Source organism: Paenacidovorax caeni (genome assembly GCF_001298675.1).
In the GTDB taxonomy this organism is placed as follows: Bacteria; Pseudomonadota; Gammaproteobacteria; order Burkholderiales; family Burkholderiaceae_C; genus Paenacidovorax; species Paenacidovorax caeni.
Map to the genome: position 1 here is coordinate 1 of NZ_CYIG01000064.1, position 12,253 is coordinate 12,253.

The following is a 12,253-nucleotide window of genomic DNA, read 5'->3' on the forward strand; positions in this document are numbered from 1 at the left end:
TTTAAGCCTGATGACCATAGCAAGTTGGAACCACTCCTTCCCATCCCGAACAGGACAGTGAAACGACTTCGCGCCGATGATAGTGCGGATTCCCGTGTGAAAGTAGGTCATCGTCAGGCTAATATTGTGAAACCCCCGCAGCTAACAAGCTGCGGGGGTTTTCGTTTATTGTCGTCTTCTCGGTTGTGAAACCATGCAACTGCAGGATATTCTTTATTCCCAGGGCTTTGGAACTCGGCGCGTATGTGCAGGGTTGGCCCAGCAAGGCTGGGTAGAGATTTTGAGCTCAGCAGAGGTCGGCGCGCCCGTTGCGTGCACTGACGCAACACAGGAATTCAATCCTGAAGGGCTCCGCTTTCGTGTGCAGGGTGTGGAGTGGCTTTACCAAGCCAAGGCTTATCTGATGCTGCACAAACCTGCAGGCGTCGAGTGCTCTCAGAAGCCCTCTGCGTATCCCAGCATCTACACACTGCTGCCTTCCCCGTTGCGACAGCGTCCGAGTAAAAGTGCGGTGCAGGGCGTTCAGGCTGTCGGGCGATTGGACCAGGATACAACCGGCTTGTTGCTCTTGAGTGACGATGGCCAGTTCATTCATCGCATGAGCTCGCCAAAAAAGCATGTTCCCAAGATTTACAGAGTGCATGCCAAGCATGAGGTGACGGCGCAGCAGGTTGAGCGATTGTTGGCCGGCGTTGTGCTGGATGACGATCCTCGCCCCGTGAAGGCCGCAGATTGTGTGCGGGTCGATGACCATGTCATGGATTTGACGCTGACCGAGGGCAAATACCACCAGGTCAAGCGCATGGTGGCTGCGGTTGGGAATCGTGTGGAGGGCCTGCATCGCTGGCGCATTGGTGGCCTTGCTTTGCCCCCGGATCTGCTCCCTGGCCAATGGCGCTGGCTGTCCGCTGCAGACCATGCGTTACTGGGTCTGGCGTAGCGCTGTTGGGCTTTCTTTAGTGAGCCGTGCGCGGCTACACTGGCATGCTATCGACAAAGCCCTTCTGTTTGTGAAGAACTTCATTTTTGGCTCGCTGGCGGCCTTTTTGCTCTGGTTGGTCGGCAGTACGGCCACATTCGCCGCTTCGGCTCCTCCGGTATTCGTGCTCAATTCGCTGGATGCCAGCATCAGCGTCATCGATCCGGTGACTTGGCAGGAGAGTACGCGTCTTTCTACTGGCAAGGAGCCGCATCACCTTTACCTCACGCCGGACGAAAAGTCGCTGATCGTTGCCAATGCACTGGCCGACACATTGATGTTTGTCGATCCCCGAACCGCCCAAGTGCAGCGCACGGTGCATGGCATCGTTGACCCGTACCATCTGCGTTTCACGCCCGACATGAAGTGGCTGATCACTGCCGCGAATCGTTTGAACCACGTGGATTTCTACCGTTGGGATGGCAAGGAGCCCATCCTGGCGCAGCGTGTGCCTACCGGCCGCACACCAAGCCACTTATGGGTGAACAGCCGTAGCACGACGGTCTACGCCACGATGCAGGACAGTGACGAACTGGTCGCCATCGACATTGCGAGCCAAAGCATCAAATGGCGTACGCCCACCGGAGCCATGCCTGCCGATGTGTATGGCCGATCTGATGACAAATTGCTCTTCATCGGCTTGACAGGGAGCGATAGCGTGGAGGTGTTCGACATCTCTGGCCCTGAACCGCGCAGCATTAAGCGCATCAAGACCGGCAAGGGCGCGCATGCCTTCCGTGCCGCAGGCGATGGCCGCCATTTGTTTGTCAGCAACCGTGTGGCCAACACCATCAGCAAGATCGATATGCAGGCCCAGGAGGTGGTGGCCAACTACCCGGCCCCGGGTGGGCCGGACTGCATGGATGTGTCGGCCGATGGGCGCTGGATTTATGTCAGCTCGCGCTGGGCTCGCAGGTTGACCGTCATCGACACACTGGAGAAGAAGGTCGTTCGGCAAATTCCCGTAGGCAAATCGCCGCACGGCGTGTGGACGCTGCAGCACGCACCGCGCTGATGTCGCTTATGGTTTCCCGGCAATCGTTTGCTTTCATTTTGATAGCTGCTAGCGCTTTCCAGGTAAGCGCTGCAGGCCAAAATGACTGTGAGAAGCCGCTGTATCTCACCTGGGATACGGGCCATATGGAGATTGCCCCGATGGTCGCCGAGGTGCTGCAGCGCCAGCAGGTGCGTGTAACCTTTTTTGCGGCGAATGAGGCGACGCGGCAGGGCGATGGCAGCTTGGGCGACCACTGGGCGCCCTGGTGGCGCGCACGGGCCGCCGAAGGCCATGCGTTCGCATCGCACACCTGGAGCCACACCTACTGGCGTGCCGACGCCGGGCCAGATGCGGAGCCCCGGTTCCGGGTGCGCCCCTCGGCCGGGCCGCGCAGCGGGCAAGAGTTGGAGATCGATGCGGCAGGCTATTGCGCCGAAATTGCCAGCGCCAGTCGCCGCTTGCAGGAAATTACGGGGCAAAAGCCATTGCCCTTGTTTCGTGCCCCCGGCGGCAAAACCTCACCCCGATTGCTGCGTGTGGCCAAGGCGTGTGGCTATGCCCATGTGGGCTGGAGCCCGGCCGGTTTTCTTGGCGACGAGCTGCCCAGTGAACGCTACAGCAATGCCCATCTGCTGGCGCAAGCGCTGCAGCGTATCCGCAGCGGCGATATTCTGCTGGCCCATCTGGGGATCTGGTCGCGCAAGGATGCTTGGGCACCTGCGGTGCTGGAGCCCTTGATTGTTGGCCTGAAGCAGCGTGGCTTCTGCTTTCGCACGCTGCGCGAGCATCCCGACTACCAAGCTTGGCTGGCCGAGCATTCTTAAAAATTTTTCTGTGCCATGGAATGGTTGAGCAGCTTGTTTGATGATGCCCAGCAGCGCTTGTTCGAGAGCGTGGTTCAGCCTGTGCTGTTCGGCCTGGGGTGGGGCAACCTTCTGGAGGATGGGTACGCAGCTACCGGCTGGCTGCTGGTGGGACTGCTGCAACTGGCGGTGATGGTCGTGGTCATCGCGCCCTTGCAGCGCTGGCGTCCGGTCGAGCCGGTGACCGATCGCCAGGCGATCCGCACGGATATTCTCTACACCCTGATTCATCGCTTGGGGTTGTTTCGGGTGGCGCTCTTCTTCGCTTTCACCCCCCTGTGGGATGGCTTGTTCGGCCTGCTGCGTGTGCAGGGCATGACCACGTTCCACCTGGATGTACTCTGGCCCGGCGTGACCGATATTCCCTGGGTCAGCCTGCTGCTGTACCTTGTGGTATTTGACTTCGTGCACTACTGGATCCATCGCGGCCAGCACCATTTCGAGTGGTGGTGGCAGCTGCATGCTTTGCACCACTCGCAGCGGCAGATGACGATGTGGACCGACAACCGCAACCACCTGCTTGACGACCTTCTCAGCGATTCCCTTATCGTTATCGTGGCCCAATTGATTGGCGTGGCGCCGGGGCAGTTCGTCGCCATCGTGGCCCTGACCCAGTTGAGCGAGAACTTCCAGCATGCCAACCTGCGGATGTGGTTCGGGCGCGTGGGCGAACGGCTGTGGGTCAGCCCGCGTTTCCACCGGCTGCACCACGCCATCGGCATTGGCCATGAGTCACTCGGACGACAGACCCTTGGCGGGCATAACTTTGGCGTGCTCTTGCCTTGGTGGGACATGCTGTTCGGTACCGCCAATTTCGAGCTGCGCTACGACCCGACAGGAACGCGCGACCAGGTTGAGCCCGATGCACGGGGCCGCGTGCGTGACTATGGACGCGGCTTCTGGGCGCAGCAGTGGCGTGGTTTGCTGCGTCTGGCGGGGCGCGCCTAGCCGGCGGCATCCGACGGGGTGCGGTCTGAAACTGCTTGAACACGCTATGCTTGCGTGCCATGGGACTGCTCTTCGACTCCTTCTGGCGCGCCGTGGCCTATTGCGTGCACCCGCGCGTGATCGCGCTGTCCTTCCTGCCGTTGCTCATCATGGCCGCGCTGGCTGCGGGCCTGCATTACTTCTACTGGGATGCCGCCGTGCAGTTTGTGCGCGTGGCACTCGAATCCAGCAACTGGCTGGGCACTGTCTGGCAGTGGCTGCAGAACTGGGGCATGACCGAGGTGCCTGCTTTTCTGGCGCCTCTGCTGGTTATCGTTGCCGTAACTCCCGCCGTGGTCGTAGTCGCCTTGCTCGCGGTCGGGCTGTTCATGACGCCTGCATTGGTGAGTCTGGTCGCCGTACGGCGCTTTCCCGCGCTGGAGCGCAAGAAAGGCGGTTCACTGCTGCTGGGCCTGGGCTGGATGCTGGGGTCCACGCTACTGGCGGTTCTGGCGTTGCTGGTGTCCATGCCGCTGTGGCTGATTCCGCCTCTGGTGCTGCTGTTGCCGCCGTTGATCTGGGGCTGGCTCACGTTCCGCGTGATGTTCTTTGATGCGCTGGCAGAGCATGCCAGCAAGGAGGAGCGCCGCACGCTGCTCACGCGGTACCGCTGGAGCCTTTTGGTGATGGGCGTGCTCAGCGGATACCTTGGGGCTGCGCCAGGCATCGTCTGGGCTTCGGGGGTGGTGTTCGCCGCAGCCTTCGTGGTACTGATTCCGGTCGCGATTTGGATTTATACGCTGGTGTTTGCTTTCTCATCGCTGTGGTTCGCGCACTTCTGCCTGGCGGCGTTGCAGCAGTTGCGCCGGGAGAATAGCGTCGAACCCCCGGCCTCCCCTCAGCCACCTGCTGACGTGATTGACGTAACCCCCGCGCCTGCGTTGCCTTCCCCGGCGCCGGGCATTTCTGCTTCTTGAAACCATGCCAAGCACTTTCGGCCTCCTCATCATTGGCGACGAGATACTTTCCGGCAAGCGTGCCGACAAGCACATGGCCAAGGTCATCGAATTGCTTGGCCAGCGTGGGCTGGCCCTGTCCTACGCGGAGTACGTGGGGGACGATCCTCAGCGCATCACCGCCGCGCTGGCGCGTGCCTTTGCGTCTGGTGATGTGGTTTTCTCCTGCGGCGGCATCGGCGCAACGCCGGACGACCATACGCGTCACTGCGCCGCCCAGGCGCTTGGCGTGGAGCTCGTTCTGCATCCTGAAGCGAAGGTGCTGATTCGCGAGCGTATCCAGGACGTCGCGCGTGAGCAGGGCCTTCCCTACGAGCCCGAGCGGCCGGACAACCTGCACCGTCTGCGCATGGGCGAGTTTCCCGTCGGCGCGCGCCTGATTCCCAATCCCTACAACAAGATTCCGGGCTTTTCTAGCCAGGGCCGGGGCGGGGGCAGCGTGCATTTCGTTCCCGGGTTTCCTGTGATGGCATGGCCCATGATCGAGTGGGTGCTGGAGACATACTGCGCCGATGCCTTCGGCGGAGCCCCACAGGTGGAGCGCTCGGTCATCGTATACCGTGCCATGGAGGCCGCGCTCACCCCGCTGATGGAGTCCATCGAGGCAGAGCATCCGGGGATCAAGGTATTCAGTCTGCCCAGCGTCGATCATCCCGAGCATGGTGCGCACATTGAGCTTGGGGTGAAGGGGGCTGAGTCGCTGGTGCCCTCCGCCTGGGCGGAGCTTTTGCGAGGATTGCACCAATTCGGTGCATCCATTGGCCCTGAATTGGTGCGCAAGCGCTGATTCACCGGGCTGGTGCGTGCTGCCGTACAGTGGCGGTGCCTGGCACACAAACTGCTAACAATATTCGTATCTTTCAACAGCCGTTTTTTCTGGAGAACACTGATGGCCAAGACCGTTGCAGACGTCATGAAGATGGTGGAAGAAAACGAGGTCAAGTTCGTTGACTTCCGTTTCACCGACACCTTGGGCAAGCAGCACCATACGACGGTGCCCGTGTCGCACTTCGACGAAGAAAAATTCACCGCGGGCCACGCCTTCGACGGTTCGTCGATCGCCGGTTGGAAGGGCATCGAGGCGTCGGACATGCAGCTGATCCCCGACCCGAACACTGCCAACATCGATCCGTTCTTCGAGGAAACCACGCTGATCCTCACCTGCGACGTGATTGAGCCCAGCGACGGCAAGGCCTATGACCGTGACCCGCGCTCCATCGCCAAGCGCGCCGAAGCCTACCTGAAAGCCTCCGGCCTTGGTGATACGGCTTTCTTCGGCCCTGAGCCCGAGTTCTTCATTTTCGACGGAGTGCGCTGGAGCACGGCGCCGAACAACACGTTCTACGACATCGAGGAATACGAAGCGCCCTGGAACACCGGCGCCAAGCTCGAAGGCGGCAACCGCGGCCACCGTCCCACCGTCAAGGGCGGCTACTTCCCCGTGCCGCCCATCGACAGCACGCAGGACATGCGCGCCGAGATGGCGCTGGTGCTTGAATCCCTGGGCATTCCGGTCGAAGTCTTCCACCACGAGGTGGCAGGCGCTGGTCAGAACGAGATCGGCACCAAGTTCTCCACGCTGGTGGAGCGTGCTGACTGGACCGTCCTGCAAAAGTATGTGATCCACAACGTGGCCAACACCTACGGCAAGACCGTGACTTTCATGCCCAAGCCCTACCACGGCGACAACGGCTCTGGCATGCACGTGCACCAGTCGGTGTGGAAGGACGGCAAGAACCTGTTTGCTGGCGACGGCTACGCTGGCCTGTCGGACTACGCGCTGTACTACATCGGCGGCATCATCAAGCATGCACGCGCGCTCAACGCGATCACCAACCCCGGCACCAACAGCTACAAGCGCCTGGTGCCGCACTTCGAAGCGCCGGTGAAGCTCGCTTACTCGGCTAAAAACCGTTCCGCGTCGATCCGCATTCCCTACGTGTCCAACCCCAAGGCCCGTCGCGTGGAAGCCCGCTTCCCCGATCCTCTGATGAACCCCTACCTGGGTTTTGCGGCCCTGCTGATGGCCGGCCTCGATGGTGTGGAGAACAAGATCCACCCCGGCGAAGCCGCGACTAAGGACCTGTATCACCTGCCGCCTGAGGAAGACAAGCTGGTGCCCACCGTGTGCCACAGCCTGGACCAGGCCCTCGAGGCGCTGGACAAGGACCGCGCGTTCCTGACCAAGGGCGGCGTGTTCAGCGACGCCATGATCGATGCCTACATCGACCTGAAGATGCAGGACGTCACGCGCATGCGCATGTCCGTGCATCCGGCCGAGTTCGACATGTACTTCTCCCTGTAAGCGCGCGTGCGCTGAAGGCGGAAAAAGGCGGCGCAAGCCGCCTTTTTTCATTCAGGAACCAATCCCCAGCGGGACTGTCGGATGGGATTGATTGGCCCCCGGGTGGTATTGCGGGATACTTTCCGCCTTGGCTGGCTTGGCCCTAAGGAAATTGAATGAACAAGACGCTCTTCTCCCTGTTGTTGGCTGCGGCGCTGCTGCCGGCGGCGGCGTGGTCGCAGGACCGGATTTATCGCTGCGGCAACGAATACACCAACAACGCCACCCAGGCCAAGGAGCGTGGCTGCAAGCTGGTGGAAGGTGGCAACGTCACCGTGCTGGGCTCGTCGCCCGGCCGCCCGGCCAGTGGTGGCGGAGCTGCCGCCAGCGGTGGAGGGAGCGCCAGCGCTGGCGGCTCTCCTGCCGCGGCACCGCGCGTGGGGGGCAATGAGCAGCGCGCCCGCGACGCCGATGCCCGCGCCATCTTGGAGGCGGAACTGCGCAAGGCCGAGGCGCGCCAAGCCAGTCTGGCCAAGGAATACAACAACGGCGCACCCGAGCGCACGGCGCAGGAGCAGAACAACCCGCAGCAATACGCCGAGCGCACCGCCGATCTGAAGGCTGCCCTCAGCAGGGCGGAGGCTGACATTGCCGGCATCAAGCGCGAAATCAGCCGTCTGCCGCAGGCGGCCAACTGAGCCCCGCCCATGACCAGTGCCGCACGGTTTGCCGCGCTGGATTGGCTTTCCACCCTGGTCGCTGTGCTCGATGGCACGGGCGGCACGGTGCGCTTCGCCAATGCAGCCCTGGAAAATGCCCTGGGCCTGTCCCGCCGCACATTGGGCGGTGCGGACTTTTCCCAGCTTTTCGCTGAGCCCGCGCTGCTGCAGTCCGCGCTGGCGGGGGCGCGTGGTGCCGAATTCGCCGCCATGCGCTTTGAGGCAAGCCTGCGCCGTCTGGGGCAGGAGCCCATGCCGGTTCACGTCCAAGTGTCGGTGCTGGAAGCCTCCGGAGAGATCCTGGCCGAGCTGTGGCCTTTGCAGCAGCAGGTTCGCCAGGATCGCGAGGAGCGGCTGCGCGAGCAGGCCCATGCCCAGAAGGAACTGGTGCGCAACCTGGCGCACGAGATCAAGAACCCGCTGGGGGGGATTCGCGGCGCAGCGCAGCTGCTGCAGATGGAGCTGGCCAGCCCCGAGTTGGCCGAATATACCCAGGTGATCGTGCACGAAGCCGACCGGCTGCAAAGCCTGGTGGACCGTCTGCTGGCGCCGCACCGCCAGGCGCAGCGCGTGGGCGACGTGAACATCCACGAGGTGTGCGAGCGCGTGCGCTCGCTGGTGTTGCTGGAGTATCCGCAGGGTTTGCGCGTGCAGCGCGACTACGACACCTCGATCCCCGAATTCCGCGGCGACCGCGAGCAGCTCATTCAGGCGTTGCTCAACATCGTGCAGAACGCCGCCCAGGCGCTGTCGGGGCGCATCGCGGCGGGAGATGCCGAGATCGTGCTGCGCACGCGCGTGGCACGGCAGGTGACTTTGGGCCGCCAGCGCTACAGGCTGGCATTGGAATTGCATGTGATCGACAACGGGCCAGGCGTGCCCGCTGCCATCGCGGACCGGATCTTTTATCCCCTGGTATCGGGGCGCGACGGTGGCTCAGGCCTGGGGCTGACACTGGCGCAAACTTTCGTGCAGCAGCACCACGGTTTGATCGAGTGCGACAGCCAGCCCGGCCGTACCGATTTCCGCATCCTGATTCCTTTGCCCTGAAGCATGGGCTGCGGGCGGTCCATCACACCATGAAGAACTGACACCCGTAAAGGCACTGCACATGAAGCCGATCTGGATAGTGGACGACGACCCTTCGATCCGCTTCGTCCTGGAAAAAGCGCTAGCGCGCGAAAACCTGCCCACGCGCAGCTTTACCAACCCGCGCGAGGTGCTCGATGCCCTGGCCGACCTTGAGCCTGGCGACCCGGGCCGCCAGGGCCCCAGGGTGCTGGTGAGCGACATCCGCATGCCCAACGGCTCAGGCCTGGAGTTGCTGGAGAAGGTGCATGCCCAGCAGCCGGGTCTGCCGGTCATCATCATGACCGCTTACTCCGACCTGGACAGTGCCGTCTCGGCCTTCCAGCGCGGCGCCTTTGAGTACCTGCCCAAGCCGTTCGACGTGCCGCTGGCCATCGAACTAATCCGGCGCGCCATGCAGGAAAGCGAGCGTGAGCAGGTGGATGAGGAGGGGCCTGGTGCCGCGCCCGAGATGTTGGGCCAGGCCAGCGCCATGCAGGAGGTCTTCCGCGCCATTGGCCGGTTGAGCCAGAGCCAGGTCACGGTGCTCATCACCGGCGAGTCAGGCACAGGCAAGGAGCTGGTGGCGCGCGCGTTGCACCGCCACTCGCCGGTGGCACGCGGCCCCTTCGTGGCCATCAACACGGCGGCCATTCCCAAGGACCTGCTGGAGAGCGAACTCTTTGGACACGAACGTGGAGCGTTTACCGGCGCGCAGACGCAGCGGCGCGGGCGTTTCGAGCAGGCCGAGGGCGGAACGCTGTTTCTGGACGAAATCGGCGACATGCCGCTGGATCTGCAAACGCGCCTGCTGCGTGTGCTCAGTGATGGGCAGTTCTACCGCGTGGGCGGCCACCAGGCCGTCAAGGCCCATGTGCGCGTGATTGCAGCCACCCACCAGGACCTGGAACAGCGCGTGCAGGCGGGCCAGTTCCGCGAAGACCTGTTTCACCGCCTCAACGTCATCCGCCTGCGCCTGCCCGCCTTGCGCGAGCGCCGCGAGGATGTGCCCATGCTGGCGCGGCACTTTCTGCAGCAGAGTGCACGCCAGCTGGGGGTCGAGCCCAAGCGCATCTCCAGCGCCGCGCTCAGCCAGTTGGCCACGTTTGCCTTTCCAGGCAACGTGCGCCAGTTGGAGAACATTTGCCACTGGCTCACGGTGATGGCGCCGGCCCAGGTGATCGAGCCCAAAGACTTGCCGCCCGAGGTGCGCGGGCAGGTGCCCGCGCCAGCGCCGGCCCCCGCCATGGCCGAGGAGGCACTCGCCTTGCCTGGTGCGGAGCCCAGCCTGGCCCCACGGCCCGCGGCGCATACCGATGCCACTGCCGCCGTGTCGTGGGAAGAGGGGCTGGCAGCCGAGGTGTTCTCGCAACTGGCATCGGGCTCCAACGACGTGTGGGACCAGCTGTCGCGGCGCTTCGAGTCGCGGCTCATCCAGGCAGCCCTGGCCAGCACACAGGGGCGGCGCATTGAGGCTGCGCACCGCCTGGGCATTGGCCGCAACACCATCACGCGCAAGATCCAGGAATTGGGTTTGGAGTGATTTTGGCCACCAGCGCTTTCTGGGAAAGCGCTGGCTGCTATTTTTAAGATAGCAAGCTCCTGTATCCATGCCGAGGTATGGGAAAAATCACAAAAAAATCGCGCGACGGTATTTACAAAACTTTATAAATTTTGACAAACGGGCAAAATCCGGGCTCTTCGTTGCCCTCACAGGATGCCCCGCTTGTCTTCTTCCCTGGTTGTCTCCTCGTCTGTTTCCCAGGCCGCAGCCCGCCTGCGCGCCTGGGCTGGGCGGCGTGTGGTGCTCGATGGCGGGGGCGTCGCGCTGCTGATGGCCGTCTACGGCCTGGTTTGGGTGCTGCTGTACGCGCTCACCACGTTGTCGCCGCCGGTGGACAACGTCGAGCAACTGGTGTGGCTGCGCTCCATGGAGTGGGGCTACTTCAAGCATCCGCCGCTGCCCACCTGGATCCTGGGGGCTGTGGCCACTGTGTTCGACGCTACGCCGGAGCTCACCTACCTGCTCGGTGCCCTGGCTACGCTGGCGTCACTCGCGCTCTACTGGCACCTGCTGCGCGGCTTGCGTGGTGCACGCTATGCCACGCTCGGGCTGCTCGCGGCGATGGGCATCACCCTGTACTGCGGCCGCATCTATTACTACAACCACAACGTCCTGCTGATGCTGTGGGTGGCGTTGGCCGCTTGGCTTTCCTGGCGCCTTGCCGTGCGGCCCAGCCTGGGCACCTGGGCGCTGCTGGGCCTGGTGGCCGGCCTGGGCATGCTCACCAAATACCAGTTCGTGCTGGCGCTCGCCGTGGTCGGGCTGTGGTGGCTGCGTCTGCAAGGCTGGCGCCAGGCCGTGCACCGCAACGGTGCGTTGCTCGCGGCCCTGGTGGCGGCGCTGGTGTTCGCGCCGCACCTCTACTGGCTGGTGTCGCATGAGTGGATGCCGTTGGCCTACGCCAAATCCAGCGCGCTCGGCCATGACCTGCGTGGCACCCAGCGCCTGCTCCATGGGCTGCAGTTCGCCCTCGACTGGCTGCTCAACCGCAGCCTGCCCGCCTGGCTGGTGCTGGGCGGCGCCTGGTGGTGGGCGCGGCGCCAGCCTGCAGCTGCCGTGCAGGCGGGGGCGGAGGCGGGCGTGCCGGTTCTGCTGGCACGTCAGTTCCTGCTGCTTTGGGGCGTTGTGCCGCTGGTTTTGATGCTGCTGATGGCGTGGCTGGGCGGCTCCAAGCTGCACCTGCACTGGGGCACGGCCTTCATGCTGTGGACGGTTCCCGCGGTCATGGAGTGCGTGGGTGCGCGAGCACCGTGGTCGGCATTGCGCACGGTGCGTGCCGCATGGCTGGTTTTCGCCCTGGTACAGGCCCTGGTGATGGCCCAGGCGTGGATGGCCTCACCCAAGGGGGTGCGTGGCTACAAGGCCGACCATACGGATTTCTTCCCGTCCGAGCGCGTGGCGGCCAGCATTGATCGGCAGGCGCAGGCCCTGCTCGATGGCCCGGTTGACGTCATCAGCGGGCCGCAGGAACTGGCCAGCGTGATTGCCGTGCGCCTGCCTTCCAAGCCGCGCGTGCTGGTCGACGGTCGGCTGGAGTTCAGCCCCTGGATACGCTCCGAGGAGCTACCAGGCCTGCGCGTGATCGAGGTTTTCTACGCCTCGAGCAGCCTGCCCCCGGGGGCCTACCAGGCCGAGGGCCATGTGGCCTGGCGGCCGTGGAAAGATTTAGCATCAAAATAGCCTCTAGGGAAGGTCTGCAAAACCCCTGGTCATTCCGACTGGCGCAGAGCCTGATGAGGACCGACGATCACGGACATGGATCAGATCACGCTTGGCCTTGACCCCCTGCCCAAGAAAACCCGCAAAGAGGTCTTCCTTGAAGAGATGAACCAGGTC

General features: G+C 63.3%; 11 protein-coding genes and 1 rRNA gene. All 12 read left to right on the plus strand.

Going from position 1 to position 12,253, the window contains the following annotated elements; genetic code table 11:
- The first annotated feature begins 6 nt into the window (after nt 1–6).
- Nucleotides 7–119 (plus strand): 5S ribosomal RNA (gene rrf / locus BN2503_RS17545).
- A gap of 74 nt (nt 120–193) precedes the next feature.
- Entirely contained in the window at nt 194–940 is a 747-nt protein-coding gene (locus tag BN2503_RS17550) for a 16S rRNA pseudouridine(516) synthase (protein ID WP_054257907.1), read from the plus strand.
- A complete protein-coding gene (locus tag BN2503_RS17555; protein WP_082366660.1) occupies nt 918–1,994 on the plus strand; it encodes a YncE family protein in 1,077 nt (358 codons plus the stop codon). The genes BN2503_RS17550 and BN2503_RS17555 overlap by 23 nt, the downstream gene beginning before the upstream one ends.
- A gap of 8 nt (nt 1,995–2,002) precedes the next feature.
- A complete protein-coding gene (locus tag BN2503_RS17560) occupies nt 2,003–2,800 on the plus strand; it encodes a polysaccharide deacetylase family protein (RefSeq protein ID WP_054257916.1) in 798 nt (265 codons plus the stop codon).
- Nucleotides 2,801–2,815: 15 nt separating this feature from the next.
- A complete protein-coding gene (locus tag BN2503_RS17565; RefSeq protein ID WP_054257908.1) occupies nt 2,816–3,787 on the plus strand; it encodes a sterol desaturase family protein in 972 nt (323 codons plus the stop codon).
- 59 nt (nt 3,788–3,846) lie between these two features.
- A complete protein-coding gene (locus BN2503_RS17570; RefSeq protein ID WP_054257909.1) occupies nt 3,847–4,743 on the plus strand; it encodes an EI24 domain-containing protein in 897 nt (298 codons plus the stop codon).
- Between the two features lie 4 nt (nt 4,744–4,747).
- Nucleotides 4,748–5,569, plus strand: a complete 822-nt coding sequence (locus BN2503_RS17575; RefSeq protein WP_054257910.1) for a competence/damage-inducible protein A — start codon at nt 4,748–4,750, stop codon at nt 5,567–5,569.
- Between the two features lie 102 nt (nt 5,570–5,671).
- On the plus strand, nt 5,672–7,087 hold the full coding sequence (glnA, locus tag BN2503_RS17580; protein WP_054257911.1) for a type I glutamate--ammonia ligase: 1,416 nt from the start codon (nt 5,672–5,674) through the stop codon (nt 7,085–7,087).
- A 155-nt stretch (nt 7,088–7,242) separates the two neighbouring features.
- Complete coding sequence (locus BN2503_RS17585) at nt 7,243–7,764, plus strand: hypothetical protein (RefSeq protein WP_054257912.1); 522 nt, start codon at nt 7,243–7,245, stop codon at nt 7,762–7,764.
- A gap of 9 nt (nt 7,765–7,773) precedes the next feature.
- Entirely contained in the window at nt 7,774–8,835 is a 1,062-nt protein-coding gene (glnL, locus tag BN2503_RS17590; protein WP_054257913.1) for a nitrogen regulation protein NR(II), read from the plus strand.
- Between the two features lie 61 nt (nt 8,836–8,896).
- Entirely contained in the window at nt 8,897–10,396 is a 1,500-nt protein-coding gene (gene ntrC / locus BN2503_RS17595; RefSeq protein WP_054257914.1) for a nitrogen regulation protein NR(I), read from the plus strand.
- A 183-nt stretch (nt 10,397–10,579) separates the two neighbouring features.
- Complete coding sequence (locus BN2503_RS17600; RefSeq protein WP_233495119.1) at nt 10,580–12,097, plus strand: glycosyltransferase family 39 protein; 1,518 nt, start codon at nt 10,580–10,582, stop codon at nt 12,095–12,097.
- Nucleotides 12,098–12,253: the final 156 nt, after the last annotated feature.

Coding starts and splice junctions, on each gene's coding strand:
- BN2503_RS17550 (WP_054257907.1), top strand. CDS start 194: ATGCAACTGCAGGATATTCTTTATTCCCAGGGCTTTGGAACTCGGCGC.
- BN2503_RS17555 (WP_082366660.1), top strand. CDS start 918: ATGCGTTACTGGGTCTGGCGTAGCGCTGTTGGGCTTTCTTTAGTGAGC.
- BN2503_RS17560 (WP_054257916.1), top strand. CDS start 2,003: ATGGTTTCCCGGCAATCGTTTGCTTTCATTTTGATAGCTGCTAGCGCT.
- BN2503_RS17565 (WP_054257908.1), top strand. CDS start 2,816: ATGGAATGGTTGAGCAGCTTGTTTGATGATGCCCAGCAGCGCTTGTTC.
- BN2503_RS17570 (WP_054257909.1), top strand. CDS start 3,847: ATGGGACTGCTCTTCGACTCCTTCTGGCGCGCCGTGGCCTATTGCGTG.
- BN2503_RS17575 (WP_054257910.1), top strand. CDS start 4,748: ATGCCAAGCACTTTCGGCCTCCTCATCATTGGCGACGAGATACTTTCC.
- glnA (WP_054257911.1), top strand. CDS start 5,672: ATGGCCAAGACCGTTGCAGACGTCATGAAGATGGTGGAAGAAAACGAG.
- BN2503_RS17585 (WP_054257912.1), top strand. CDS start 7,243: ATGAACAAGACGCTCTTCTCCCTGTTGTTGGCTGCGGCGCTGCTGCCG.
- glnL (WP_054257913.1), top strand. CDS start 7,774: ATGACCAGTGCCGCACGGTTTGCCGCGCTGGATTGGCTTTCCACCCTG.
- ntrC (WP_054257914.1), top strand. CDS start 8,897: ATGAAGCCGATCTGGATAGTGGACGACGACCCTTCGATCCGCTTCGTC.